This window comes from Kitasatospora sp. NPDC056531, from assembly GCF_042794375.1.
Classification (GTDB): domain Bacteria; phylum Actinomycetota; class Actinomycetes; order Streptomycetales; family Streptomycetaceae; genus Kitasatospora.
On sequence record NZ_JBHTTU010000005.1, the window covers coordinates 202,824 to 226,553 of the forward strand.

The 23,730-nt window shown below is 72.6% G+C and carries 28 protein-coding genes; 13 read left to right on the forward strand and 15 right to left on the reverse strand.

Annotated features, from left to right (window positions below; genetic code table 11):
* Nucleotides 1-32: 32 nt before the first annotated feature.
* The 3 genes from ACFQ87_RS08515 to ACFQ87_RS08525 all read right to left on the reverse strand — a co-directional run bounded on the left by ACFQ87_RS08515 (nt 33) and on the right by ACFQ87_RS08525 (nt 1,337).
* Nucleotides 33-260, reverse strand: a complete 228-nt coding sequence (locus tag ACFQ87_RS08515) for a gamma-glutamyl-gamma-aminobutyrate hydrolase family protein (RefSeq protein ID WP_380609842.1) — start codon at nt 258-260, stop codon at nt 33-35.
* Nucleotides 261-339: 79 nt separating this feature from the next.
* Nucleotides 340-696, reverse strand: coding sequence for a hypothetical protein (locus ACFQ87_RS08520; RefSeq protein ID WP_380609843.1), 357 nt, complete (start codon nt 694-696; stop codon nt 340-342).
* Nucleotides 693-1,337, reverse strand: a complete 645-nt coding sequence (locus ACFQ87_RS08525) for a hypothetical protein (protein ID WP_380609844.1) — start codon at nt 1,335-1,337, stop codon at nt 693-695. Before ACFQ87_RS08525 ends, ACFQ87_RS08520 begins: the two co-directional genes overlap by 4 nt.
* 171 nt (nt 1,338-1,508) lie before the next feature.
* Here ACFQ87_RS08525 and ACFQ87_RS08530 point away from each other — a divergent pair, with 171 nt between their 5' ends.
* From ACFQ87_RS08530 to ACFQ87_RS08550, 5 genes are all read left to right on the forward strand, one after another.
* The gene (locus ACFQ87_RS08530; protein WP_380609845.1) at nt 1,509-2,291 is read left to right on the forward strand and encodes a class I SAM-dependent methyltransferase; all 783 of its coding nucleotides are present in this window, start codon (nt 1,509-1,511) and stop codon (nt 2,289-2,291) included.
* 113 nt (nt 2,292-2,404) lie between these two features.
* Nucleotides 2,405-3,058, forward strand: coding sequence for a TetR/AcrR family transcriptional regulator (locus ACFQ87_RS08535; RefSeq protein WP_380609846.1), 654 nt, complete (start codon nt 2,405-2,407; stop codon nt 3,056-3,058).
* Complete coding sequence (locus ACFQ87_RS08540; protein ID WP_380609847.1) at nt 3,055-3,693, forward strand: VC0807 family protein; 639 nt, start codon at nt 3,055-3,057, stop codon at nt 3,691-3,693. The genes ACFQ87_RS08535 and ACFQ87_RS08540 overlap by 4 nt, the downstream gene beginning before the upstream one ends.
* Before the next feature lie 17 nt (nt 3,694-3,710).
* Complete coding sequence (locus ACFQ87_RS08545) at nt 3,711-4,208, forward strand: hypothetical protein (protein ID WP_380609848.1); 498 nt, start codon at nt 3,711-3,713, stop codon at nt 4,206-4,208.
* 97 nt (nt 4,209-4,305) lie between these two features.
* Nucleotides 4,306-4,956: an alpha/beta hydrolase family protein gene (locus ACFQ87_RS08550; protein ID WP_380609849.1), complete on the forward strand. Its 651-nt coding sequence runs from the start codon at nt 4,306-4,308 to the stop codon at nt 4,954-4,956.
* Nucleotides 4,957-4,996: 40 nt separating this feature from the next.
* Here ACFQ87_RS08550 and ACFQ87_RS08555 read toward each other — a convergent pair whose 3' ends face one another.
* The 3 genes from ACFQ87_RS08555 to ACFQ87_RS08565 all read right to left on the reverse strand — a co-directional run bounded on the left by ACFQ87_RS08555 (nt 4,997) and on the right by ACFQ87_RS08565 (nt 6,812).
* On the reverse strand, nt 4,997-5,821 hold the full coding sequence (locus tag ACFQ87_RS08555) for an alpha/beta fold hydrolase (RefSeq protein ID WP_380609850.1): 825 nt from the start codon (nt 5,819-5,821) through the stop codon (nt 4,997-4,999).
* A 97-nt stretch (nt 5,822-5,918) separates the two neighbouring features.
* Nucleotides 5,919-6,209, reverse strand: a complete 291-nt coding sequence (locus tag ACFQ87_RS08560) for a DUF4287 domain-containing protein (protein ID WP_380609851.1) — start codon at nt 6,207-6,209, stop codon at nt 5,919-5,921.
* A gap of 54 nt (nt 6,210-6,263) precedes the next feature.
* Nucleotides 6,264-6,812, reverse strand: a complete 549-nt coding sequence (locus ACFQ87_RS08565; RefSeq protein WP_380609852.1) for a dihydrofolate reductase family protein — start codon at nt 6,810-6,812, stop codon at nt 6,264-6,266.
* A 121-nt stretch (nt 6,813-6,933) separates the two neighbouring features.
* Between ACFQ87_RS08565 and ACFQ87_RS08570 the strand changes: the two genes are divergently transcribed.
* Nucleotides 6,934-7,560, forward strand: coding sequence for a TetR/AcrR family transcriptional regulator (locus tag ACFQ87_RS08570; protein ID WP_380609853.1), 627 nt, complete (start codon nt 6,934-6,936; stop codon nt 7,558-7,560).
* A gap of 201 nt (nt 7,561-7,761) precedes the next feature.
* On the opposite strand, the gene ACFQ87_RS08575 is transcribed toward ACFQ87_RS08570, so the two are convergent.
* A complete protein-coding gene (locus ACFQ87_RS08575) occupies nt 7,762-10,455 on the reverse strand; it encodes a glycosyl hydrolase (RefSeq protein WP_380609854.1) in 2,694 nt (897 codons plus the stop codon).
* A gap of 182 nt (nt 10,456-10,637) precedes the next feature.
* A complete protein-coding gene (locus ACFQ87_RS08580; protein ID WP_380609855.1) occupies nt 10,638-11,348 on the reverse strand; it encodes a rhomboid-like protein in 711 nt (236 codons plus the stop codon).
* Between the two features lie 230 nt (nt 11,349-11,578).
* On the opposite strand from ACFQ87_RS08580, the gene ACFQ87_RS08585 reads away from it, so the two are divergent.
* The 3 genes from ACFQ87_RS08585 to ACFQ87_RS08595 all read left to right on the forward strand — a co-directional run bounded on the left by ACFQ87_RS08585 (nt 11,579) and on the right by ACFQ87_RS08595 (nt 14,990).
* Nucleotides 11,579-12,295, forward strand: a complete 717-nt coding sequence (locus ACFQ87_RS08585; protein ID WP_380609856.1) for a rhomboid-like protein — start codon at nt 11,579-11,581, stop codon at nt 12,293-12,295.
* Nucleotides 12,296-12,705: 410 nt separating this feature from the next.
* Nucleotides 12,706-14,118: an argininosuccinate synthase gene (gene argG, locus ACFQ87_RS08590; protein WP_380609857.1), complete on the forward strand. Its 1,413-nt coding sequence runs from the start codon at nt 12,706-12,708 to the stop codon at nt 14,116-14,118.
* 203 nt (nt 14,119-14,321) lie between these two features.
* Complete coding sequence (locus ACFQ87_RS08595; RefSeq protein WP_380609858.1) at nt 14,322-14,990, forward strand: GAP family protein; 669 nt, start codon at nt 14,322-14,324, stop codon at nt 14,988-14,990.
* A gap of 104 nt (nt 14,991-15,094) precedes the next feature.
* Here the strand turns inward: ACFQ87_RS08595 and ACFQ87_RS08600 are convergent, their stop codons facing one another.
* The 3 genes from ACFQ87_RS08600 to ACFQ87_RS08610 form a co-directional block, all read right to left on the reverse strand.
* Nucleotides 15,095-15,820, reverse strand: coding sequence for a hypothetical protein (locus tag ACFQ87_RS08600; RefSeq protein WP_380609859.1), 726 nt, complete (start codon nt 15,818-15,820; stop codon nt 15,095-15,097).
* On the reverse strand, nt 15,817-16,386 hold the full coding sequence (locus tag ACFQ87_RS08605) for an RNA polymerase sigma factor (protein ID WP_380609860.1): 570 nt from the start codon (nt 16,384-16,386) through the stop codon (nt 15,817-15,819). Before ACFQ87_RS08605 ends, ACFQ87_RS08600 begins: the two co-directional genes overlap by 4 nt.
* Nucleotides 16,387-16,707: 321 nt before the next feature.
* Entirely contained in the window at nt 16,708-17,181 is a 474-nt protein-coding gene (locus tag ACFQ87_RS08610; RefSeq protein WP_380609861.1) for a MarR family winged helix-turn-helix transcriptional regulator, read from the reverse strand.
* Nucleotides 17,182-17,355: 174 nt separating this feature from the next.
* Between ACFQ87_RS08610 and ACFQ87_RS08615 the strand changes: the two genes are divergently transcribed.
* A complete protein-coding gene (locus ACFQ87_RS08615) occupies nt 17,356-17,766 on the forward strand; it encodes an organic hydroperoxide resistance protein (RefSeq protein ID WP_380609862.1) in 411 nt (136 codons plus the stop codon).
* A 159-nt stretch (nt 17,767-17,925) separates the two neighbouring features.
* Here ACFQ87_RS08615 and ACFQ87_RS08620 read toward each other — a convergent pair whose 3' ends face one another.
* Nucleotides 17,926-18,264, reverse strand: coding sequence for an SHOCT domain-containing protein (locus tag ACFQ87_RS08620; RefSeq protein WP_380609863.1), 339 nt, complete (start codon nt 18,262-18,264; stop codon nt 17,926-17,928).
* Nucleotides 18,265-18,506: 242 nt separating this feature from the next.
* Here ACFQ87_RS08620 and ACFQ87_RS08625 point away from each other — a divergent pair, with 242 nt between their 5' ends.
* The gene (locus ACFQ87_RS08625) at nt 18,507-18,878 is read left to right on the forward strand and encodes a hypothetical protein (protein ID WP_380609864.1); all 372 of its coding nucleotides are present in this window, start codon (nt 18,507-18,509) and stop codon (nt 18,876-18,878) included.
* A 78-nt stretch (nt 18,879-18,956) separates the two neighbouring features.
* Here the strand turns inward: ACFQ87_RS08625 and ACFQ87_RS08630 are convergent, their stop codons facing one another.
* The 3 genes from ACFQ87_RS08630 to ACFQ87_RS08640 all read right to left on the reverse strand — a co-directional run bounded on the left by ACFQ87_RS08630 (nt 18,957) and on the right by ACFQ87_RS08640 (nt 21,979).
* Entirely contained in the window at nt 18,957-19,607 is a 651-nt protein-coding gene (locus ACFQ87_RS08630) for a beta-glucanase (RefSeq protein WP_380609865.1), read from the reverse strand.
* 135 nt (nt 19,608-19,742) lie between these two features.
* Nucleotides 19,743-20,372: a CBS domain-containing protein gene (locus ACFQ87_RS08635; RefSeq protein ID WP_380609866.1), complete on the reverse strand. Its 630-nt coding sequence runs from the start codon at nt 20,370-20,372 to the stop codon at nt 19,743-19,745.
* Between the two features lie 359 nt (nt 20,373-20,731).
* The gene (locus ACFQ87_RS08640) at nt 20,732-21,979 is read right to left on the reverse strand and encodes an FAD-dependent monooxygenase (protein ID WP_380609867.1); all 1,248 of its coding nucleotides are present in this window, start codon (nt 21,977-21,979) and stop codon (nt 20,732-20,734) included.
* A 133-nt stretch (nt 21,980-22,112) separates the two neighbouring features.
* On the opposite strand from ACFQ87_RS08640, the gene ACFQ87_RS08645 reads away from it, so the two are divergent.
* The gene (locus ACFQ87_RS08645; RefSeq protein WP_380609868.1) at nt 22,113-22,832 is read left to right on the forward strand and encodes a TetR/AcrR family transcriptional regulator; all 720 of its coding nucleotides are present in this window, start codon (nt 22,113-22,115) and stop codon (nt 22,830-22,832) included.
* 42 nt (nt 22,833-22,874) lie between these two features.
* Nucleotides 22,875-23,730 (forward strand): HEAT repeat domain-containing protein (locus ACFQ87_RS08650; protein WP_380609869.1); only part of this gene is annotated, 856 nt, incomplete at its 3' end.

Genomic DNA, 23,730 nt, shown 5'->3' on the forward strand with positions numbered 1-23,730 from the left:
GGGGCGATCCTGGACGTTACGACGCGGCGGTGTCAAGACACCGGAGTCGATGCGACGGCTCGAGGGCTTCGTCCCGTGCACGCGGGTCGCTCGGAGGCACCGTCCGGACGGGCGTTCGCGGCGGACCTCGCGACGGCCACCAGCGCGTGCATCACCGCCGAGTCGAAACCCATCTCCGGGTGCCCCTGTACGCCCACGGCGAAGCGGTGCCGGGTGCTCCCGATCGCCTCGATGGTGCCGTCCGCCGCACGGGCGGCCACGACCGCCCCGGCCTCGGCGATCAGCTCGTCGAAGGTACGCGTCCCCGCATCATCCCGGTGTCTCCTCCGCCCGGCGAGCTCATTTCGCCCCGCCGTCCGGCGCGTACCGCAGCACGGTCCCGACCCGCACCTCCACGCTTCCGGCCGCGATCAGCGCGCTCACCGGCTCCGGGCCGCCGCCGTCCGCCTCGAAGGCCACCAGCACGCCCGGCTCCTCGCCGCACTGCCGCTCGACCGACCGCCGCTCCTCGGGCGTGGGCGCACGGAACACCGGGTCCTGGAAGGACCCCGGGCAGCGGACGTACAGCGGGTCAGCGAAGACCAGCTCCAGGTTGTGGTGGTAGGAGAGGTCGTGGTCGGCGGCCAGGCGCAGCTCGCCCGGGCGCCAGGAGTACACGTCCCAGTCCCACCAGGAGCCCTCCGGCAGCTCGATCACTCCGGCCACCGGGCCACGCCGTCCGGCGTCTGCGCGATGCCCGGGTGGCGGACGGCCTCCAGTTCGGCGTCGGCGAGCAGGTCGGCGATCAGCGCGGACGGGCCGAAGACCTCGGTGGCACTGAGGTCCCAGTTGGTGAGGACGAACCAGGAGCGGTCCGCGGGCCACCAGTGCGCGGGGAACTGACGTCCCTGCGGGCGGGCGTCGTGGTGGGCCGGCGCCCCGTCCAGTCGACCGCGGTGGGCCGCCACCGGTTCCCCCACGGCCTCGATCGCGGCCGAGGCGAAGCAGCAGGCCGTCCCCGGCCCGTCGGCGCTGTGCCGGGCCAGCACCTCCACCAGCCGCGCCAGGCAGTCCCGGTCCGGCGCACCGAGCTCCGGGTACTCCACCTCACCCGCGAGGGGGACGCGCTCCCTGTCGACCGTCAGGTACGACAGGGTGAACGGCCAGTCGGCGAGCCGCCGCCCGGCTCCGGCCAGGGCCTCGGCCCAGCGCACCCGTCGGCCGTCCACCCGCAGGGTGTGCAGGACCCAGCACCGGTCCGCGAAGCCGTGCTCGGGCGAATTCGGCTCGTAGCCCAGGATCCCGTCCGCCGCCTCCAGCAGCGGGCGCAGCCCGTCCAACTGGTCCCCGTCCGGCACCGGTTCCACGGTTCAGCCCCCCGTCTGCGATCCGAAAACCGGTACTCCGCGCCGGTACGCCTGGGCGAGGATAGCCGCCACCGTGCCGTGCCCGCGCTGTCCGAAGCCTGCCCGGGTGCGCCGGCCCATCGGAGGACCAGCCATGAACCCGCCCGTGGAGGACCCGACGCCATGACCCGATCCCCCCTCAGTCGCTTCTACGACGATTTCGCCGACGACTACCACCTGCTCTACGCCGACTGGAACGCCTCGCTCGCCCGCCAGGGCACCGCACTGGACGTCCTGATCCGCGAGCGGCTCGGCGACCGCCCCGCCGAGGTGCTGGACTGCGCCTGCGGCATCGGCACCCAGGCGATCGGCCTGGCCGGGCTCGGTCACCGGGTCACCGGCACCGACCTCAGCCCGGTCTCCGCCGCCCGGGCCACCGCCGAGGCCGCCGCGCGCGGGCTCCAGCTGCCCACGGCGGCCGCGGACATGCGCGAACTGCCCTTCCCGGATGGACGGTTCGACGTCGTGGTCTGCGCCGACAACGCGCTGCCGCACCTGCTGACGGCCGGGGAGATCCGCGCCGCGCTGGGCGAGATGCGCCGGGTCCTGCGCCCGGGCGGGCTGCTGCTGGTCACCACCCGGCCGTACGACGAGCTGCGCCGCGCCCGGCCGACCTCCACCACGCCGCAGACCGCCGAGCGGGACGGGTGGCGGTCGGTCATCTTCCAGCTCTGGCAGTGGCACGAGGACGGCGAGCGGTACGACCTGGAACTGTTCCGGCTGCTGCCGGACGAGGCCGGCCAGTGGCAGGTCGCGGTCCGTCGCTCCACCTACTGGGCGCTCACCCAGGAGCAGTTGAGCGGCTTCGCCGCCGAGGCGGGCCTCGCCGGGATCGGTTGGGCGCAGCCGGCCGACACCGGCTTCTTCCAGCCCGTCCTGATCGCCAGGGCACCCTTGCACTCCTGACACCCCTGACACCGGTGGCACCATTGGCGCTCCGCCCCGCCGCAGGTCCGTAGCCGGACGCGGCGGGGCCCTTTTTCGCCCGCCGATTTGCCGCCTCGTGTTACTTTTTACTCATGCGAGTAAATCCTCAGGGCGCAGGCGCCGCCGACGCCCCTCCGGCAGGCGGCCGGAGCTTCACCACCGACGCCCGACGCGTCCAGATCGTCGCCGCCGCGATCGGAACCGTCGCCGAACTCGGCTACGCCCGCGCCTCGTTCGCGCAGATCGCCAAGCGGGCCAAGCTCTCCAGCGTGCGACTGATCTCGTACCACTTCGACGACAAGGAGGACCTCTTCCAGGCCCTCGTCGACACCGTCCAGGAGCAGGTGCGGGTCTTCATGCAGCCACGCATCCGAGCCCACCGCGAACCGGGCGCGATGCTGGCCGCCTACATCGAGGCCAACCTGGAGTTCATGGCCGACCACCCGGTCGAGATGCGCGCGCTGGTGGACGTCCTCGCCAATGCCCGCCGCGAGGACGGCACCCCGCTGGTCAGCACGGCCGGCTTCGACACCCCCGTCGCCCTGCTGGTGCAGCACCTGCGGGACGGCCAGCACAGCGGCGCCTTCCGCTCGTTCGACGCCGTGGCGATGGCCACCGCGATCCGCGCCTCGATCGACGCGGCCGCCAACCGGCTCGCCGTCGGGGGCGACTTCGACCCGCGCGCCTACGGACGCGAGCTGGTCACGCTGTTCGACCTCGCGACCAGGAACGAGGCCGCGTCATGACCGTCCATGCCGCTCCCCGCCGGAGCAGGGCCTTCTTACCGCTGCTGCTCGACCTCCTCCTGCCGCTCGGCCTCTACTACGGGCTGCGTCTCGCCGGCGTGGACCAGTGGTGGGCCCTGCTCTGGTCGGCCGCGATACCGGCGGCCACCGTCGTCGTCCGGCTGGTCCGCACCCGCCGGGTCGACTTCCTCGCCCTGCTGATCCTCAGCATGATCGGGCTCGGGCTGGTCCTCTCCGTGCTCACCGGAGACCCGCGCACCCTGCTGATCCGCGAAGCCTGGACAGGCATGCTCGGCGGACTGATCGGCGTCTGGCTGCTCGCCTCGGTCGGCTACGGGCGCCCGGCCCTGATGGTCATCTTCCGCTCGTTCGTCCAGCTCAAGGCAGGTGAGGACGGGCTGCGCGCCTGGACGGGCCGCTGGGACCGGGACGCCGCTTTCCGCCACGGCCTGCGGGTCCTCACCACGGCGTGGGGCGCGGCCAGCCTGCTCAACGCCCTAGCCCAACTCGCCTTCGCCTACCTGCTGCCCGTCGACGCCGCCCCGGCGGCCATGCACGCCTGCTGGCCGGTCATCGCCGTACCTCTGTTCCTCTTCCACCTCGCGTACACCAAACGCCACGGCCTGCGGGCCTGACCGGAACGGAGCCTTCCGTGACCACCACCGCCGACCGCTTGCTGCTCCTGCCCGAACCCAACCTCGACCTCCAGACCCGCGCGGCCCTGGGCGCCACCGCCTACCGCCTCGCCGAGGCCGGCGAAGTCCTGGCCGCCGTCGACCGCATCACCCGGGCCGGCCTGTCCGGCCGGACCTACCACGGGGAGTTCCTCGCCCTCGGCCGCCGCACCGCTGCCGCCGCCGAGTCCGCCCTGCGTTCCGGCCACTCGACGACCGCCCGCGACAGCTACCTGCGCGCCGCCAAGTACCTCTCCCTGGCGCTGTTCTCCGTCCTCGGCAGCGCCCGGCCCGCCGACGAGCCGGCCGTCTTCGCCGAGATGCAGGCCTGCTGGCACCGCGCCGGCGAACTCCTCGACCCGCCCGTGCAGCGACTGCGCATCCCGTACGGGGACCTCGGACTGCCCGGCCTACCTCCTCACTCCCCCGGGCCGCCCCCGGCGCCGCCCCACCCTCATCCTGGTCAACGGCAGTGACGCCCAGAGCATCGACCTCTACGCCTTCGGAGCCCGCGCGGCAGTCGAACGCGGCTGGAACGCCCTGATCCTGGAAGGCCCCGGCCAGGGCAGCCTGTTGTTCGAGCACGGCATCCCGTTCCGCCCCGACTGGGAACACGTCATCCGACCCGTCATCGACCACCTCCTCCGCTCGCCGCTGGTCGACCCCGACCGGATCGCCATGACCGGCTGGAGCATGAGCGGCATCCTCGCCATCCGGGCCGCCGCCTTCGAACCCCGCCTCGCCGCCGTGGTCGCCGACCCCGGCGCCATGGACAACTGGCTCGCCTGGCCCGAGATCTGGCGCCGTCTCGCCGACGGCCCCGACCGCGAGACCGTCAACCGCCACTGGCAGCGGACCGTCCTCCCGGACCTCGGCCCCGCCACCCCACTGCTCGCCAAACGCGCCGAGATCTTCGGCCCCCGGTTCCTCCGCGACGCCCGCGCCGGCCGGGCGCCCCAGGACCTCTGGCAACTCGCCCACACCATCCGCCGGTTCCGCTGCGACGACGTGGCCCACCTGGTGGCTTGCCCCACCCTGGTTCTCGGCTACGAGGACGAGGCCCTCATCCCCGGCCAGGACACCCTGCTCCACGACCTCCTCCGCTGTCCCAAACAGCACACCGTCCTCACCACGGCCCAGGGCGCCGGCGACCACTGCGCCCCGATGGCACCGCAGGTGCGCAACGGCGTCATGCTCGACTGGCTGGAGCACACCCTGGCTTGACGCCCTCCTGTGGTGGGGCGGGCCCGATCGGGCCGCCCTGCTACGGCCAGAGCGTCCCTCGGTGCGCGGCGACCTGTTCAAGGAATTCCTGGAGCACCCGGCAGAGGACCTCGGGGTGTTCCAGGTGGACGTCGTGCCCCGCTCCCGGGACGCTCAAGGCCACCGCCCCGGGGTGCCGTTGGAGCATGGCCTCCGTCTCGTGCGGGGGGATGATGCCCGATTGACCCAGGATGACCAGCGTCGGGCAGGCGATGCTCGTCCACTCGTCCCAGAAGGAACGCCGGGCATTCTCCGTCAGCGCTTCGACCATCACGTCACGGTCGAAGCGCGGCCGCCAGCCGCCGTCTCGCTCTTCCAGCCCGGCTGCCCAGCCCTCACCGACAGCACCGCCGCCGAAGAACTCGACGGCGGCCCCGCGCGAGGGGAACGGCGTCGGCCACGCGTCGAGCGCTGCGCCGATCTCGGCACGCACGTTCGGGTTGGGGCCGCCCGGTCCCGCCTCGACGAGGACGAGCCCGCCCAGCAGGTCGGGGTGCGCGGCGGCGGTGAGCATGGCGGTGTGGCCGCCCAGCGACTGCCCCACCAGGACCGGCCGGTGCAGGTCGAGACGTTCGACGACGGCGACGGCGTCGGCGACGTACGCGGCGCGGGAGACATCACCCGGCCGGCGCTCGCTTGCGCCGTGGCCGCGCTGGTCGACGGCGACGACCCGGTGGCGGCGGCTCAGGTTCCGGGCGAGGGTGTCCCATTCGCCCGCGTGGCCGGCCAGTCCGTGCAGCAGGACGACCGGGGGGCCCGATCCACCCCAGTCGCGGCAGGAGACGCGGACGCCCTCGCGTACCACGATGTGCTCGGTCCAGGTCATGCCGGGTTCTCCAGGAGGTGGGCGCAATGGGTGGGGTGGTGGGCGCGCGGGCGCCGAACGACCTGCGTCGCCGTCACCCGTGCCGCCGCGCGGTGCCTCAGGAGGGACGCGTCGCCTTGCCGTCGAGCCAGAGGGTGTCGGAGTCGTCGCGGTGCGAGCCGGTCGTGCCGACGTGCTTCGCGTCGATGCGAGGGCCGTGCTTCATGACGTGCACCAGCGCCATGCCGTGGCCGCGCCCCAGGCCGTATTCCTCCTTGAGCCACGTGAGGATGGTTCCCGCCTTGGTGGACGGGGCGTCGAAGCCGCGCTCCTGCGCCAGCGCGATGAAGGCGCGGGGGGTCAGACCCGTCTTGGTCTCGATGGTGTCCAGGTACGCCTGAAACGACATGTGCTTCCTCTTGTTCGATGATCGGTGGCTGGGGTCCGGGGCCCCGTGGGCGGGTCAGGCGGGCTGGTAGGTCAGGTCCAGCACGCCGGTCGAGAAGGTGGCCGAGGCCGTGAGCCGCAGGGGGACCCGGCCCGTGCCGTCGGCGAACAGGCGCTTGCCGGTGCCCAGCACGAGCGGGTGCACCAGGAGCCGCAGTTCGTCGAGGAGGCCCGCTTCCAGGAGGGTTCGGGTCAGGGAAATGCTTCCGGAGAGGTTGATGTTCCCGCCCGGCTGCTGCTTGAGGTCCTTGAGGAAGGCGATGACGTCGCCGTCGATGACGGTGGTGTTGTTCCAGTGGGCCTCGTGCAGGGTGGTCGAGGCGACCAGCTTGCGGATGCCGTTGAGCGCGTCCGCCATCGGGCCGGTCTGCCCGGGCCAGACCGCGGCGAACGCCTCGTAGGTCAGTCGCCCCATCAGCAGCGTGTCCGCTCCGGCCTGCATCTGGGCAAGGGCCTCGCCCATCTCCTCGTTCAGGTAAGGGAAGTGCCACTGTTCCGGTGATTCCGCCACGCCGTCCAGCGACACGAACAGCCCTGCCGTGATCTTTCGTTCTGCGGTCGTCATGACCAATCCCCCTCGTTGATGGCGCTCGGGTCGACCCCCCTCAGCGCCAGTACTGGACTGTACAGTACCCATCTGAGTACTGATCAGTCCAGTACTCTTCGAGGGCATCAAGGAGGCAGACATGCAAACACCGGAGGACGGTCGCACGGCCCGCAAGCGTAGGGCGATCATGGAGGCGGCCACCGAGTTGTTCCTGCGCAAGGGGTATCCGGGCACCAGCATGGACGAGATCGCCGCGACGGCCGCGGTGTCCAAGCAGACCGTGTACAAGCAGTTCAAGGACAAGGAAACGCTGTTCGGCGCCATCATCCTCAACGCCAGCAGCAAGGTCGGCCTGTTCGTCGATGCCGTCGACGCACTGCGAGACACCGATGACCTCGACCAGGACCTGACCGGACTGGCCCGGCGCTACATCACCACCGTCATCCGGCCCGAAGGGCTGCAACTGCGTCGGCTGCTCATCGCGGAGGCCGACCGCTTCCCCGAGGTGGCGGCCGACTACTACCGGCGCGCGCCCGAGCGGACCATCGCCGCTCTGGCGGCCTGCTTCCAGCGCCTCGCGGCACGCGGGCTGCTGCGGCTGGACGATCCGGCGCTCGCCGCCGGCCACTTCGCATGGCTCGTCCTGGCCACCCCCATGGACCGTGCCATGTTCTTCGGCCACGACGACACCCAGACCCCGGCCGAACTCGAACGGCTGGCGGACGAGGGTGTGCGGGTGTTCCTGGCCGCGTATTCGGCTCGCTAAACGAACGGGTCCGATGCCCTCGATGGTCGTGCGCGATCGGTGAGCGCTTGATCACGGCGTTGGTGATCCAGTCGTGTCGGATGGCGGCGGCGAGAGCGAGCAGCCGCCGACAGGACCCGACCCGCCTGCGAGGCCCTCACAACGCAGGTGCCCGGCCCGCTCGTTGAGCGCAAGCCGGGCACCGGTCAGATCACTGGCTGGTCAGTGCTGGTTGTCGTTGTCCTCGTACAGCTCGCGCGGGTCGATCGACCAGATGCCGCGCCCGAAGGTGGCGGCGTAGAGGCGGCCGTCCGGGCCGGTCTTGAGCTGCTGCACCGAGTTGGTGGGCAGGTTGCGGCCGAGTACCGAGAAGTCGGTCCTGCCCGGCGCGCGGTAGAAGACGGCGAGGTCGGTGCCCAGCGCCAGCCCGCCGTTGGGCAGGATCTTGACCGAAGTAGCCGGGACGTCGGGCAGGTTGGCCGAGACGTCGGTCCAGGTGGCGCCGCCGTCACGGGTCTCGAAGAGGTGGCCGTTGCCCGCGCCGGGGCCCTCGGTCCAGGTCCGCGAGAAGCCGTTGATCGCGACGAACACGTGCTGGGCGTCGCTCTCGTCCACGGCGAAGGAGGAGATGTAGCGGTTCGGCAGGGTGCCGTCGACCGGCAGGTTCAGCTGGTGCCAGCCGGTGCCGTCGGTCTTGCCGACGGCGATGCCGCGGCTGAAGCCCTGGTTGTTACAGGGGCCGCACCAGCCCGCGTACACCGTACCGTTGACCGTCGCGACCGCCGTGGCGACGTGGCCGGCGCCCAGGTCGTACGCGCTGGTCCACTCACTGCCGCTGCGGATCGCGTAGCCCTTGTGCTGTACCCAGACGTGCCGACCGCCCGCGATCCAGGTGTTGACGTCCTTCGGGTCGCTGGTGATCGGCGCGATGAAGCGTGCGGAGCTGGTGTCCTTGTCCGGCGGGGCGACCTCGAAGGAGGTGGCCTTGCCCGGGTCCTTCGTCCAGCTGCCGTCGTTCACCGCGCAGTTCTGGGTGACCCACAGGTCGAGGTAGACGTACTCCTCGGCGATGTTGCAGCCGTTGTTCGGGTCGACCAGGGTGTCGCCGCCGTCGCCACCGAAGTTGGAGCCCATCACCTTGTCGTGGGCGCGCAGGATCGACTCGCCGTTGTCCTGCAGGCCTCCGCTGACGATGACGCCCTTGCCGGAGCGGTCCGCCGGGTCCTTGCCGACGCCGACCGAGTAGTACTGCAGGGTGTCCATGGTGCCGTCGTTGAGCGGCGTCCAGTCCTTGCCGTGGCCCCAGGCGTCCAACTGCCCGTTGCCCGGGCGCTTGTAGATGCCGCCGTCGTTGCCGACGTAGACGTTGACCTTGCCCTGGTAGCTGCCGAAGGCGACGGCGTGCTGGTCGGAGTGGGGGGTCGGCGAGCAGTCACCGGTCTGCTTGGCCGGGTCGATGCTCCAGCACGGGAAGCCGTTGTTCCAGTACGGCCCCACGGTGGCCCACTCGGCGCCGCCGTCGGTGGTCTCGAAGACCTCCTCCAGGCCCGCGTAGACGTGGTCCGGGTTGGCCGGGTCCACCTGGAGGGACTGGTTGTACCAGGACTGGATGCCGGGCTGGTAGCCCGGGTCCTGGAGGGCGGAGCCTGATCCCTTGAGCTTGTCCTTGTCCGCGATCAGCGTCCACGGACCGGACGGCGAACCGGACTTGGAGACGTAGATGCCCTTCAGGCCGGTGTCCGGGTTGTGCGCCATGACGTCCGGCGACTGGTCGATCGCGTAGTAGCGCGAACCGTCCGCCGAGCGCGCGAAGGTCACGTTGCCGACGTTCGCCGCGTCCGTAGGCAGGTCACCGAGCGACGAGACCCGCTGCCAGCTGCCGTCCGCTGCCTTGCTGTAGAAGCCGTTGTAGGTGTCGCCGCCACGCCAGCCGACCGCCAGGACCACCTTGGACGGGTCCTTGGGGTCGATCGCGATGTCGTTGGCGATGTTCCTGTACGGCGCGCTCGGGTCGCCCGCCTTCGCACCACCCGGCAGGTACTCGGGGTTGGGCGCGAACTCCAGCGTCCACGGCCCCGACAGGTCCGTGGTCGAGTGGCTCCACACACCCCGACTGGTCGCCGCCCACACCCTGCCGCCGCCGAAACGGAGCGCGTGGATGATCGTGGACTCCAGCTCGGCCCCACCGACCCGGTTCCCGGGCTGGAACTCGCCGTGCTTAGGGTCCGACAGCAGGTAGACACCGGTGCCGACGTACGAGGTGGCGCCGGTGTTCGACTCGCCCGTGGCGTACCAGAGCCGCCCGCCCTCGTCCAGGTTCAGCGTGCCCGTCGACAGCGTCGGCAGCTTGTCCGCGATCGGCTCCCAGTTCCCGCCGCCCGTCCGGGAGCGGAACACGCCGCCGTTGGCGCCACCGGCGTAGACGTAACCGTCGTTGTCCGCCGCGATGCCGGTGATCCGACCGGTCACCAGCCCGGCGCCACCGCTGGAGTTGGAGTTGACGTCGCGGTAGCGCGGGTCGTCCGAGTTGTACGGCTTGTCAGTGACGTGGTCCCAGTGCCCGTCCGTGTGCGGCATGGACTGCAGCTGCGACCAGGCCGCACCGTACGCGCCCGGCGCGACCACGCCGGGCGCGGTGCGGGCCTCGGTGTACTGGGCGACGCCCTCGGCGGAGTTCTCCGCCTCGTCGCCGCCGTCCCCGGCCTCCGTCTCGGCCTTGGGGCTGAAGGTCGAGAGGGCGTTCTTGCCCTGGACCTTCTGGGCATGCTGCTTTCCGATGTCCGCCTGGTGCCGCACCTGCCAGGGCTGCGGTGTCGGCGGCTCGGACGGCGCGGCGAGCGCCTGGGTGGTGGTCAGTCCGACGGCGGTGAGCGTGACGGCGCTCAGCAGCAGCCGTCGTCGTTGCCTGGTGGGCACGAGTGCGGTCCTCCCCTGTGGCCGGCCGCGCGGTCGCGCGGCCCCGGCGAAACAGGGGGTAAGCCTGGCCGGTCAGCCCGGCCCGGGGAAGATCCATACGGTAAGAAGCGGTTAAGAGCCCTACCGTTTCCAACAGTTGGCATTCACCGAATGCTCTGGGGCCGACCACCCCTGATGACCACTCACTTCCTACGGATCCGCCGCCGGAGCACCCGCGCCGAGGCGACCGGATCGAAGGCCCCCGGCCGGTCGCGGGTCAGCGGGTAGCAGGCGAGCCCGATCAGCACCGCGCTCAGGTGCCCGATGCTGGTGTAGTCCCGCCTCTGGTACTCACCCACGCCGTAGACGATGAGCACCCCGGCCAGGTAGAGGTACCGCCAGGGCCGCACGATCAGATAGGTGAGCACCCCGATCACCCCGGCGAGCGCGTAGCTGACGCCGTAGTCGAGCGTGTAGACGGCCTTCGGCGCGGCGAGGCCGCGGTGGATCGCCCACCCGAGGACGCCCTCGCTGAGGTACGTCGCCCCGACGTGCGCCAGCATCGCCACCGAGATCCAGCGCAACGTGCCGAGCCAGCGTTCGGCGGGCACGTGGAAGATGTTGTAGAGCGCGAAGTAGCTCAGCCAGCCGCCGCCCGCGATCCACAGCGCGCTGGTCGCCAGCACCCGGACCGGCGCGACCCGAAGGTGGTGCAGGTTGGTCGAGCGCCGCTCCAGGATGCGGTCGGCGGTCGCGGTGTCGACGTGGCGGATCACCTGGGTGGTGACCAGCAGGATCGCCAGCCAGATGTAGGTGCCGGGCGCGCGCCGCACGTAGAACCACGCCGCACGGGCCGCGCGAGCCCACCAGCGCCGCCGGTGCGTCTGGGGCACCTCGGTGGTGCTGCCGGACATCGGCGCCTCCTCGACGGTCCCTCCCCACCCTCGCCGGTCCGCACCAGCGCCCGCCGCTGCGGCGACCCGTTCGGGTGATCCGGCACCGGCCCGCACCGGCCCTCCCGGCCCCCGCCCAGGCCGACCTTCCATCGACACGGCCACCACCCCCGACTGGCGTAGGCTGGGCCTCCGGCCTCCCGCGGAGCTGCCGGTACCTGAGGAACGAGACAGCAAGGGCGCCAGGCACGATGAGGGACCGCCTCGGATCAACGAGACCGATCGACACCGCGACCGCCCGACACCCGGCACTCAGAGCCGCCGCCCGCCTGCGGCTCACCACGGTCTACGTCATCCTGCTGACCGTCACCGCCTCCTGGCTGGCCACCCAGAGCCACGCCGAGCGGGCCCGGTTCGTCCGGCACAACAGCAGCAACGTCCACCACATGGAGGTGGGCAAGTGGTGGACGATGTTCACCAGCGGCCTGGTGGTCGACGGGGTCCCGGCCTGGGCGGGCATCGCCGCCGTCGCCGTCGCCCTGGGCCTCGCCGAGTGGCGCTGGGGCCCGGCCCGCGCGGGCGCCGTCTTCGCCTTCGGACACCTGGGTGCCACCCTGCTCACCGAGGGTGCCATGTGGGTCATGGTGACCGCCCGGATCCCCGGCGCGCTCTCCCGGGCCCGGGACGTCGGGATCAGCTACGGACTGGTCGCCACCGCCGCCTGTCTGCTCGCCCTCGGCCCGCGTCCGCTGCGCCGCTACGGCCTGTCAGCCCTCGCCTTGGCGCTGGCCACCGCCTGGGCGCTGAACCAGCAACTGGCCGACGCCGGGCATCTGGTCGCCCTCGGGCTCGGCGTGCTCGCCTCCCGCACGGCCTGGGTTCGCGGCCGCGCCTTCCGAACACCCGACAGCGGACCCGGCGGAGACCCCGAGCGCGAACCCGCCCACAGCAGCGGCCACAAACCCTGACCTCCCCGCCGACCCGACCACGACGGGCCGGGCTCCCACCCGCGGGAGTCCGGCCCGCCTCCGTCTCCGGACACCCCTCCCCGCACCGCCCGCAGAACCGTCGGGCCGGTCCCGACGGCCCCGAGACCCGACTCCCCCAGAAAAATCCACCCCACCTCCCGAGCCACCCCTCGGCACCCTTTCCGACCTCCAGCCCACCTCAACCACCGCCCCCTTCAACCAAGTTGCCCAGATCAGCAGCCGACGGGAAGCGGCGCGGCAAGCAGCCACCCCGACCCACGCCTCCGTATTCTCTTGCGCTACTCTGCAAACCTATGCCAGAGTGCGGGCATCGGATCGAATACGCCGAATTCCCTCACACGTCGCTAAATCAGGAGCCCGCGCCGCGCGGGTGGGTCAAGGGTGCAAGCATGTCGAAGGTCTTGAGCAAGCTGCCGGTCGGTGAACGGATCGGCATCGCATTCTCCGGTGGGTTGGACACCTCCGTCGCGGTCGCGTGGATGCGCGAGCACGGCGCCGTCCCGTACGCCTACACGGCCGACATCGGCCAGTACGACGAGCCGAACCTCGCCGACGTCCCGGCCCGTGGCCGCGCGTACGGCGCCGAGCAGGCCCGGCTGGTCGACTGCCGGGCCCCGCTGGTCGAGGAGGGCCTGGCCGCCCTCGCCTGCGGCGCCTTCCACATCCGCTCCGCCGGGCAGACCTACTTCAACACCACCCCGCTCGGCCGCGCCGTGACCGGCACCCTGCTGGTGCGCGCCATGCAGGAGGACGGGGTGTCCATCTGGGGCGACGGCTCCACCTACAAGGGCAACGACATCGAGCGGTTCTACCGCTACGGTCTGCTCGCCAACCCCAACCTGCGGATCTACAAGCCGTGGCTGGACCAGGCGTTCGTCACCGAGCTCGGCGGCCGCAAGGAGATGTCCGAGTGGCTCGCCGAGCGCGACCTGCCGTACCGGGACTCCGCCGAGAAGGCCTACTCCACCGACGCCAACATCTGGGGTGCCACCCACGAGGCCAAGCGGCTGGAGTACCTGGACGCCTCGATGGAGATCGTCGCCCCGATCATGGGCGTCGCCTTCTGGGACCCGGCCGTGGAGATCCAGACCGAGGACGTCACCGTCGACTTCGAGTTCGGCCGTCCGGTCCGGATCAACGGCCGTGAGTTCGGCACCGCCGTCGAGCTGGTGCACGAGGCCAACCTCATCGGTGGGCGGCACGGTCTGGGCATGTCGGACCAGATCGAGAACCGCATCATCGAGGCCAAGAGCCGCGGCATCTACGAGGCCCCGGGCATGGCGCTGCTGCACACCGCCTACGAGCGCCTCCTGAACGCGATCCACAACGAGGACACCCTCGCCACCTACCACGCCCAGGGCCGCCGGCTCGGCCGGCTGTTGTACGAGGGCCGCTGGTTCGACCCGCAGGCGCTGATGCTGCGCGACAGCCTGCAGAAGTGGGTCGGCCAGGCCGTCACCGGCAGCGTGACCCTGCGGCTGCGGCGTGGCCAGGACTACTCGGTGATCGACACCCAGGGCCCGAACTTCAGCTACCACCCCGAGAAGCTGTCGATGGAGCGCAGCGTCGACGCCGCCTTCGTCCCGGACGACCGGATCGGTCAGCTGACCATGCGCAACCTGGACATCGCCGACTCCCGCAGCAAGCTGGAGCAGTACGCGGGCCATGGCCAGCTGGCCCCGTGGAGCGGCCTGATCGGCGAGCTCGCCCCGGGCGGCGCGGCGCCGATCGCCGCCGGCACCGGCGACGAGGCGGAGTCCACCGCACTCGACCACGCGGCGATCGAGTCCGGCACCGACTGATCCTTCCGGTTGGGTCAGGCCACTGACCCGACCGACGGACGCGTCCTGCGCGGGGTCGTCGCACCACACCGACGCGGCGGCCCCGCTCCGTCCCCCGCTCCGTCCGCCGCGCCTCACCCGAACGGCCTAACCGGCCGTGCGCGCCGCCGCCGGCGGTAGCTGAATGGCGGACGGCGCCCGGCGACGGGAAGGCAGGTCCTGGGATGGGTGAGGCGATCGGCCCGATGCTGGCCTCGGCGGTGGCGGTCGCGCTCAGCCCGCTGCCGTTGATCGCCGTGCTCCTGATCCTCGCCTCGCCGCGCGGCCGGACCAACGGGCTCGCCTTCACCGCCGGCTGGGTGCTCGCTCTGGCAGCGGTCGAGGCCGTGGTCCTGACGGTGGGCGGCGCGCTGGACCCGGACGGCGGCAGGCCGACCTGGTCGTCCTGGCTGAAGCTGGCCCTCGGCGCCCTGCTCCTCTTCCTCGCCGCGAAGCAGTGGCGCGACCGCCCGAGACCGGGGCACGTGACCGCGCCGCCGACCTGGCTCCTGGGGATCGACCGGTTCACCGCCGCCCGGTCCGCCGGCTTCGCCGTGGCCCTGGTGGTGGCCCATCCGAAGACCCTGATCCCCGCCGTCGGCGGCGCCGCCTCGATCGCCGCCAGTCCGGGCGGCACCGGGGCGAAGGCCGTGGCCGCCGCCCTGATGGTGCTGCTGGGCTCGCTGGGCACCCTGCTGCCACTCACCGTCCACCGGCGCGGCAACGACCGATCGATCCGCGCCCTCGGCGAGTGGCGCGCCTGGACGGCCGCGCACAACGCGGCGATCATGACCGCCGTTCCGGTGGTGCTCGGCGCCGCCTACCTGGGCGACGCCCTTTCCGGGCTCACCTGAACGCGATCCGCGCCAGCGGCCGGCCCCGGCACCTCACCGCCCGAAACCTCACCGCCCGAAACCTCACCGCCCGGGCCGTGGTCGCCGACAGCGCCCCGGCGCCGTCACCGGATCCGCACCACTCCCCGCCCCCGCACCGTCCGCGCACCCAGCCGCCCACCGCCGGCGCCCGCGTCGCCGCCGGCCCCCGCCCCCGCCGCCACCGCGTCCCGTAAGGTCAGCAGGATCTCCCCGTCGTACCGTTCCGCCAGTCGCCGCGCCAGCTCGGCCGCGCCGCTCGGCCGGACCTCCGGGGCCAGCTCCGGCAGTCGCCCGGGGCCGCTGAGGTCCTCGGCCTCGGCGGCCCAGCGCGCCGCGGCGCCCCGCTCGCCCTCGGCGGCGTAGTGCACGGCCAGGCAGTGGACGGCCAGCTGGTCGCCGTACTGGACGGCGATCCGCCACCAGAAGACCCCGTCCGCCGTGCGGCCCATGCCGTAGAGCAGGCAGCCGAGAGTCCGCAGGGCCGTCTTCTCGGCGAGTTCGAGGTCCAGGGCCAGCTCCGCCGGCTCCACCGCTCCCGCCACACCCGCGCACAGGTACCGCAGATCGCGCCGTAGGTCGCGCCGCAGTTCGGACCGCCCCCCGGCCCAGGGGTGCTCCCCCGGAGCCGGGACGTGCGGCGGCCGGGCGGCTGCGGGCGGGCGGGCCGGGCGCTCGCGCACGGTCGGGGCGGAGCGTCGGGCGGCGGCCAGCCGTTCGGCCAGCCGACGGGTGAAGGCCGCCGGGTCGTGGTCGCGGAACTCCCGGTCCAGCTCGGCGGCGTGTGCGCACAGCAGCTCGGTGATCCTCATGTCGCCTGCCCGTCGTCCGGGTGCTCCAGCAGGTACTCCAGGTGGCGCCGCCCGAGGCTGTAGTAGGTGCGGGCGGTGGTGTGCGCGATGCCGAGCGCCCGGCCGATGTCGTGGTAGGACAGGCCCGCCTGGCGCAGCCGGACCACGTCGGCCTGGACCGGCGCGGCCCGCGCGAGCTCCTCCATGGCCCAGTCCAGGGCGTCCAGCTCGGCGAGCTCCTCCAGCTCGTCCTGGCTGGTGTCGGGGCGGCGCTGGGCGATCACCCGCAGCCGTTTGCGCTCGGTGCGGCGGCGCTCGCGCATGACGTCGACCACCGCGTCCTTGACGATCTTGAAGGCGAAGGCCTGCGGGTCCTCACTGGCCAGCGCCCTGCGCCAGTTCCGGTAGAGCGTGGTGCCGGCGTTCTGCACGGCGTCCTGGGCGTCCTCGCGGTGACGCAGTCGCTGCCGGGCGTAGCGGAGGTACCCGGAGTTCTCGCGGGTGAAGAAGGCCTCGAAGTCGGTCGGCAGGTCGTCGAGCGGGTCCGCCCGCAGGCTCCGCTCCTCGCCCGGCCCGGGAGTGTTCACACGCGCCCCCTCTTCCTGGGTCAGCTGGCCGGCCCACCGGGTGGCACGCCGACGGCCCCTTGGGGGCTCGTGGTGTAACCGTCCGGGAGGCCCGGGTTGTTGACCGGATCGGGCGGACAATTGGCGACCGTTTCCGTTCACTTCCGAACAGTGCCGCTGACCTGCCCTTTCGAGTGCCCGGGAGGCCACCCGACGGCCGCAGCGTGACTCAGATCACACTCCGTCGAAGCCCGGCTTGACAAGCCCTCCGACCACCCCGCACCACGGCCCCGCGACACCGACGCCGAAACCGGCGCCGACACCCACACCGATACGACAGCCCTACGGCGCGGGCTCCACCACCGCCGAGTCCAGCGCGCCGGTCACCCGCTCCAGCAGCTCATGCAGCGCGGCCAGGTCCTCGACCGGCAGCCCGGTCGCCGCGAGCAGCCGACGCGGCACCTGCCCGGCCCGCTCGCGCAGCGCGGACCCCTCGGACGTGAGACTGACGGTCACCGAGCGCTCATCCTCCGGACTGCGCTCGCGGCGCACCAGCCCGGCCGCCTCCAGCCGCTTGAGCAGCGGGGAGAGCGTGCCGGAGTCGAGCCGCAGGCGCTCACCGATCCGCTTGACGGGCAGTTGGCCGTCCTCCCAGAGCACCAGCATCACCAGGTACTGCGGGTAGGTGAGCCCGAGGTCCCGGAGCAGGACCCGGTAGACACCGCCGAAGGCGCGCGAGGCGGCATTGAGCGAGAAGCAGATCTGCTGGTCGAGGCGGAGCAGTTCCTCGTCCGCCATGCCCGGGAGCGTGGTCATGGACCCATGGTACCGATCACAATCGCACCATTGAGTTGTGCGCAATTGAATTGCGTGCTCTACTTGTCGAGCAGACAGCGGGCCGCCAGGCAGCCGCCCGAGCGGCACGATCCGCGCACGGCGATCCACGACCCGCACCCCGCGAGACGAGCAGCAACACGAAGGGACACCACCATGGACGCGCTCTACACCGCCGCAGCCACCGCCAACGGTCGCGAGGGCCGCGCCGTCAGCTCGGACGGCCAGCTCGACCTCGCTCTCGCGATGCCGCCCGCGCTCGGCGGCAGCGGCCAGGGCACCAACCCCGAGCAGCTGTTCGCGGCCGGCTACGCCGCCTGCTTCGCCAGCGCCCTCGGCCTGGTCGGCCGCCAGGCCCGCGTGGACACCAGCGAGGCCTCGGTGACCGCCGAGGTGTCGATCGGCAAGGACGACGCGGGCTTCGGCCTCTCCGTGGTGCTGCGCGTCGAGCTGCCCGACACGCTCGCGGGCGAGACCGGCCTGCTGCTGGTCAAGCAGGCCCACGAGGTCTGCCCCTACTCCCGCGCCACCCGGGGCAACATCCCGGTCGAGCTCGTCGTCGAGTAAGTCCGGCAGGGCGAGCAGGCCTCGCTGGACGAACGCGCCGCGCACGACGCGCAGGCCGTACGAGCCAGGTCCACCGAGCGAGCCCTACGCCCACCCGGCAGACACCGCCGAGGCCCGCCGCACCAGGTGTGCGGCGGGCCTCGGTGCGCACCCCCCGGGTCAGCCGCCACCCGGCCCGTCCGCCGAACGCAGCGTCTCCAGTCGGTGCCGGTACTCCTCCGCGTCGATCTCACCCCGCGCGAACCGCTCCGCGAGCACCTGCTCCGGGGTCGGGCCTTGTGCCCAACCGCGCGGCCCCCCCGGCCCCGGACCGGCGACGCCCGCGGCCGCGGGGCCGGGCGGAACCGGCTGCCGTGAGCGGGAGAGGTACCGGAGCAGGGCGACGACCACGAGCACCAGCAGCGCCAGGACCAGCAGCGAGCCGATCACCATCACGGCGATGCCCCAACCGCCGATTCCGTGGCCGGGCCCGTACCCGTGGAAATGCCAGTGCCTCATCAAGACCTCCTCCTCCGGCCCCACCGGGCCCGCCGAGGCGACCGACGCCCTACCGTCCGAGGTGCCGGACCACCGGAGGTGCCGTCGCGCCCGGGAGCGGTTCCGCGGAAGGAGCGGAGTGTCCGAGGTGGTCAGCGCCTTACCACCATCGTGCGCCCGCGACCGGTCAAAGCGCTGTCAAGGAAGCCTGAGAAAACGTGCCTACGCTCACGCCCCCGATCACCGGGGTAGCGTTGCCGCTCATGAGCCACCACCTGCCCGGCGACCACCGCTCCCCCGAGCAGCTCGTCGCCGCCGGGATGCTCCGCCGCCACACCGACGGCTCCCCCCACCCGGCGCTCGGCCGCTCCCCGATCGTCTACGTGTCCACCCCGCTCTGGACCGAACTCACCGCCCTCGCCATCGCCCCCTCCGCCGCCGAGGCCACCGCAGCCGCCCTGCTGCGCGCCATCGCCGACCGGGCCGAGGACGCGGCACTCGCCCCGGGCAACGAGCGGGCCCCGCGCGACGACCTGTACGTGACCGACCCCGCGCACATCGGCCCGCACCGCCGGGCGGTCTGGTTCCAGCGCTCCGGCCCGGGCGGCCCGATCACCGCGACGTTCGCACCATGAGCCCCCGAACCGCGAGACCCTGAACCACCGCGTTCACGAACCGCGACGTCACGAACGCCGAAGTCCGAAGCCGCCGGTTCAGCGCTCGACCTGCAGGCTGCGGCAGACCCAGCTGAGCCGGTCCGGCCCGTCGGCCGGCGGCCGTTCGTGGTAAGTCCCGTCCGACACCGACAGGTTGACGATCAGGTAGGCGTGCCAGCCGGCCCCCACCCCGTGCAGGTCCGCGTAGACCAACTCCTCCTTGACGTACCAGTCCACCGAGTGCGCGCCGAGCACCACCCGCAGGCCGAAGGTCGCCCCCGGCTCGATCCCGAGGCCGCCGCCGTGCCAGTACCGGAACCCGCCGCGGACGTGGTTGGAGATCTCCAACAGGTCCGGGTTGTCCGGGTGGTACTCGAACACGTCGACCTCGTTGCCGCCGTCCCGCCAGGTCCAGATCGCCGGCCAGGCGCCGAGCTCGACGGGCAGCGTGACCTGCGCGGACAGCACGTCCCCGGTGCGGACCTGGAAGCCCTCCGGACTGCCCTCGGTGGTCAGCAGATTGCAGGTCCACAGCCCGCCGGTGGGCCGCCGGACGGCGGCGAACACCCCGCCGGGGCAGTACTGGCGACTCAGGTAGTCGAGTTTGTGGTCGCTCCGGTTGGTCGGCCCCATCCGGGGGTACGCGCTGGTGCGCCCGGCGATCCACTGCCTGGTCGAAGTGAAGTCCGCGTCGAACACGACTGTCACGGCCGCCTCCCCAATGCTCCGGTGCCCCGACAGTCCGAACCGTCGGGCACACGGAGTGAGTTACCCGGTACGCTCCGCAGTATGCGAACCGGACCGGCGAGGTCCGGGGCGGCAGCCGGGCCCGCGGCCCGAAGGTCAGCCGACCGACGCGGTGGCACCCCCGGCCCGGAGCCGGTCGGTCACCGAGACCACCCCGTCCACCGAGCGGCACAGGTTCAGCACGACCGGCACCAGGTGGGCCTCCGGCACGGTGCCGCTGAGCACCACCCGGCCCTGGTCAACCTCCACCCCGACCTCCGCCGGGCTCACCCCGTCGATCCGGCCGAGCACCTCCTCGACGATCTCCCGCCGGATCACCCGGTCCTCGCGCAGGAACACCCGCAGCAGGTCCCCGCGGCTCACCATCCCGAGGACCCGCCCCTCGTCGTCCAGCACCGGCAGCCGTTTCAGCCCGTGCCGGCTCATCAGCCGGGCCGCCGCGACCACGCTGGTGTCGGGCGTGGTGCAGACCGGCTGCGCCGTCATCAGATCCGCCGCCGTGATCTCGCCGCCCAGCCCCGCCGGCGCCGACTCGGGCGCCGGCAGCAGACTGCCCGGGTCCTCCTGCGCGGCCAGGGTGCGCAACAGGTCGGCCTCCGAGACCACGCCGAGCGGCCGCCCCTGCGGGTCCACCACCGGCACCCCGGTGATGTCGTAGTCGGTCAGCAGCGCGACGATCTCCCGGAAACCGGTCTCGGGCGCGACCCGGACCACGGGGCTGGTCATCACAGATTCGACGGTGGCATGCCGCACGCCGGTTCACCTCGTCCAACGGTGCTGGTCGGACCGGGCACGGATCGTCCCGGCCGGTACCCGCAGCATGACCCCGAACGGCCTAGATCGCCAGGGGCCAAGGGGCTGAACGAGTGGGACCAAGGACTCTGTGCCGTGAACACGGAGTCGACGGGCGGGAGCTCGCGGTCCCGGGGCTCGCCGGCGCCACGGACGGCGCAACCATCACATGGTCGACTCGTCGGACCGTCCACCACGACGGCACGCACGGCTCCGGGAGGGCCCGTTGGCAGAAGGGGCGGTGGGCGCGGCGTCCGTCCAGGTCGAGGCACTCCTCGACAACGGTGGCCGGATCAGACCGTCGCGCCGACCCGGCCGACCAACGCCTGCCCGTAGTCCGGCAGTTCGACGCTCGACACCTGCTTGCCCAGCTCCAGCATCTTGTCCAACGCCCACCGCCGGTTGAGCACGGCGTTGCGCAGCCGCAGTCCGGTCGCGGTGCGCGGCGCCAGGAACGGGCCGGTGCGGTCCCCGCCCTTCTGGCAGCCCTGGGCGTAGTCGCGCAGCAACCGCTCGTACCGGCCGAAGGCGGCGCGGTGGTCGCCGTCGGCCAGGGCCAGCTCGCCCGCCAGGACGTACGCGGCCACCACCGCCGTCCCGGTGCCCATTCCGCCGATTGTGGCGCCGCAGGCGGCGTCACCGAGCAGGGCGATCCGCCCGGTGGACCAGCTGGGCACGTCGGCGCGGCTGATCGAGTCGAAGTACAGCTCGGGCGCGGCGTCCAGGCCCGCCAGCAGCTGCGGCACCCGCCAGCCGAGGCCCTCGAAGGCGTCCCGGATCAGCGCCTTCTGCTGGTCGAGATCGTGGCGCTCGTAGCGCAGCTCGGGCGAGGAGAACAGGCAGAAGGCCCCCGCCCGGGCGGGGTCGCGGTGGTCGGCCCCGACGGACATCAGCCGACCGGGCACGTTGAGGCCGACTCCGCCGACCGGCAGGCCGCCGTCGTTGGGCAGTTGCCAGGTGGCCGCGTAGTAGCCGAGGTGGCGGACGAACCGCCGCTCGGAGCCGAAGGCGAGCCGCCGGACGTTGGAGTGCAGCCCGTCGGCGCCGATCACCAGGTCGAACTCGCGGGGTGCGCCGTGCCGGAAGGCGACCCGGACGCCGTGCGCGGTCTCCTCCAGGGCCGTGATCGAGTCCCCGAAGAGGTACTCGGCACGGGCGCTGCTGTGCCGGTGGAGCAGCTGGGCCAGTTCACCGCGCGGGACCTCCAGCTCGCCGCCGGCGAATTCGGCGGGCAGGTGCAGCAGTTGCCGTCCGTCCTGGTTCACGAAGGTGATCGGACTGCCACCGGTGTCGAGCGCGCGCAGTTCCTCCAGGACGCCCATCCGTTCCAGCACGGTCAGGTGGGTGCGGCCCCGGAAGTCGACGTTCTGGCCGCCGCCGCGCAGCGCCGGGGCGAGTTCGATCACCGTCACCTCGAAGCCGTACCGGCTCAGCCAGTGGGCCAGCGCCGGACCGGCGATGCTCGCGCCCGAGATCAGCACCTTGGCGCGCCGGGTGTCGCGCGGGGAACCGCTCCGGGCATCGTGCGCAAAGCCGCTCATGGAAACCACTCCGTCCGAGGGTCGAGGTCCGGGAGTCACGAGTCGAGTAACTGCGTCTCGCGGACACTGTTCATTGCTGTGTACGGTAGACACAGTTGGCGCGGACAGGCAACCCCCAGAACGGGAGCGGACGATGGGCGAGGCGGCGAACGACACGGTGCGGCTGCTCTGGGGCCCGCCGGCCAAGCCGACCCGGGGCCCCAAGCCGGCCCTCAGCCTGGAGCGGATCGCCGCCGCCGGGGTCGAGGTGGCGGACGCGGAGGGGCTCGGCGCGGTCTCCATGCAGAAGGTGGCCGCACTGCTCGACTTCACCAAGATGTCGCTCTACCGCTACGTCCCCGGCAAGGCTGAACTCATCGCCCTGATGGTCGAGTCGGCCGTCGACGAGCCGCCGACGCCCGCCGAGGGCGCCCACTGGCGGGAGCAACTCACCGCCTGGGCCCACCACTTGGCCGCATCGTTCACCCGACACCCGTGGCTGCTGGACGCCACCGTCGGCCCCCGGGTGCCGGGTCCGAAGGAACTCGCCTGGCTGGAACGGGTGGTGGCCGCCCTCGACGGCCACGGGCTGACCGGCGCCGAACGGATGGACGCCGCCGTGCTGCTCGCCGGGCACGTGCGCGGCATCGCCGAACAGGCCCGCGCCGCCGGCCCGAACGGTTCCCCCGAGGCCGAACTCCTCGCCGCCCTCGGCACCGTGGTGCACCGGCACGCCGAGCGCTACCCCGCCCTGGCCGCCGCGATGGCCGAGCCGGGCGGGCACGACCAGGCCCTGGACTTCGGCCTGGAGCGCATCCTGGACGGCCTGGCCGCCCTGATCAGCCGCCGCACGCACCCGCCGCAGCCCCGATAACCCCTCGATCCACGCCCCTGGGGACGGCTAGCATCCCGCTCCATGGCGATGTTCGTGCACCTGACCGCCGCGGCGAACGCGCCGCGCATCCGCCGCGCCGGCATCCGGGCCGACAGCCGGGGCCAGGGCGGTGTGCGCGGGGTGTACTGCTTCCCGGTGCTGCCCTCGTACACCCTCACCCACCAGTGGCTGCGCGAGCTGGCCCGGTTCGGCCCGAAGGGGTCGCTGGTCGCGGTGCACGTCCGGCTGGACGACACCCAGCAGGTGCTGGTCGGGCACTACCGGGACCGTGCGAAGGAGGCCCAGAAGTGGCTCTCGGCCGCCGAGGCGGTCGCGAGGATCGGCGCGCTCGCGGACCCGCGCGGCTGGGAGGTGGTCGTACCGCGCGCGCTCGGCGCCCGTGAGGTGCACCGGATCCGCGCCGTACCGCAGGTCGCGGGCTGGCGCTACCTCCCGGGCGCCCACGGCACCCGCCCCTGCACCTGCGCGGGCTGCCGCCTGCGCGGCGGGTACGGCGACCGGCGGATGCGCGAACGTCACCCGCACCCGCTGGACGGCCCGCCGCCGCCCGCGCCCGTCCTGCTCGCCCGGATCGAGGCGGCGGGCGAGCCGGGCGACCCGGCAGAGCTGCGGGCCGCCCTGCACTGGTTCGGCCTGCGCCGCCGGGGTCCGGTGGACCTCCTCGCCCGGCTGGCCGACCACCCGGACCCGGGCGTGCGCAGAGAGCTGGTCTGGGCCGTCTACGGCTGGTCCACCCCGGGTGTCGCCGAGCTGTTGGACGGCCTCGCCGAGGACCCGCACCCGGAGGTCCGCGAGGCCGTCGGGGGAAGGGGTGGAGTCGCAGAGAGTGGCTGGCGGAGCTTGGAACGGAGGGGGACTGGAAGTAGGAGTGGGAGGA

Bases quoted from the DNA above. Each gene is read 5' to 3' on its own strand.
- ACFQ87_RS08530 (WP_380609845.1), top strand. From the start codon at position 1,509: ATGACCCGATCCCCCCTCAGTCGCTTCTACGACGATTTCGCCGACGAC.
- ACFQ87_RS08535 (WP_380609846.1), top strand. From the start codon at position 2,405: ATGCGAGTAAATCCTCAGGGCGCAGGCGCCGCCGACGCCCCTCCGGCA.
- ACFQ87_RS08540 (WP_380609847.1), top strand. From the start codon at position 3,055: ATGACCGTCCATGCCGCTCCCCGCCGGAGCAGGGCCTTCTTACCGCTG.
- ACFQ87_RS08555 (WP_380609850.1), bottom strand. From the start codon at position 5,821: ATGACCTGGACCGAGCACATCGTGGTACGCGAGGGCGTCCGCGTCTCC.
- ACFQ87_RS08560 (WP_380609851.1), bottom strand. From the start codon at position 6,209: ATGTCGTTTCAGGCGTACCTGGACACCATCGAGACCAAGACGGGTCTG.
- ACFQ87_RS08565 (WP_380609852.1), bottom strand. From the start codon at position 6,812: ATGACGACCGCAGAACGAAAGATCACGGCAGGGCTGTTCGTGTCGCTG.
- ACFQ87_RS08570 (WP_380609853.1), top strand. From the start codon at position 6,934: ATGCAAACACCGGAGGACGGTCGCACGGCCCGCAAGCGTAGGGCGATC.
- ACFQ87_RS08580 (WP_380609855.1), bottom strand. From the start codon at position 11,348: ATGTCCGGCAGCACCACCGAGGTGCCCCAGACGCACCGGCGGCGCTGG.
- ACFQ87_RS08585 (WP_380609856.1), top strand. From the start codon at position 11,579: ATGAGGGACCGCCTCGGATCAACGAGACCGATCGACACCGCGACCGCC.
- argG (WP_380609857.1), top strand. From the start codon at position 12,706: ATGTCGAAGGTCTTGAGCAAGCTGCCGGTCGGTGAACGGATCGGCATC.
- ACFQ87_RS08595 (WP_380609858.1), top strand. From the start codon at position 14,322: ATGGGTGAGGCGATCGGCCCGATGCTGGCCTCGGCGGTGGCGGTCGCG.
- ACFQ87_RS08600 (WP_380609859.1), bottom strand. From the start codon at position 15,820: ATGAGGATCACCGAGCTGCTGTGCGCACACGCCGCCGAGCTGGACCGG.
- ACFQ87_RS08610 (WP_380609861.1), bottom strand. From the start codon at position 17,181: ATGACCACGCTCCCGGGCATGGCGGACGAGGAACTGCTCCGCCTCGAC.
- ACFQ87_RS08615 (WP_380609862.1), top strand. From the start codon at position 17,356: ATGGACGCGCTCTACACCGCCGCAGCCACCGCCAACGGTCGCGAGGGC.
- ACFQ87_RS08620 (WP_380609863.1), bottom strand. From the start codon at position 18,264: ATGAGGCACTGGCATTTCCACGGGTACGGGCCCGGCCACGGAATCGGC.
- ACFQ87_RS08625 (WP_380609864.1), top strand. From the start codon at position 18,507: ATGAGCCACCACCTGCCCGGCGACCACCGCTCCCCCGAGCAGCTCGTC.
- ACFQ87_RS08635 (WP_380609866.1), bottom strand. From the start codon at position 20,372: ATGACCAGCCCCGTGGTCCGGGTCGCGCCCGAGACCGGTTTCCGGGAG.
- ACFQ87_RS08640 (WP_380609867.1), bottom strand. From the start codon at position 21,979: ATGAGCGGCTTTGCGCACGATGCCCGGAGCGGTTCCCCGCGCGACACC.
- ACFQ87_RS08645 (WP_380609868.1), top strand. From the start codon at position 22,113: ATGGGCGAGGCGGCGAACGACACGGTGCGGCTGCTCTGGGGCCCGCCG.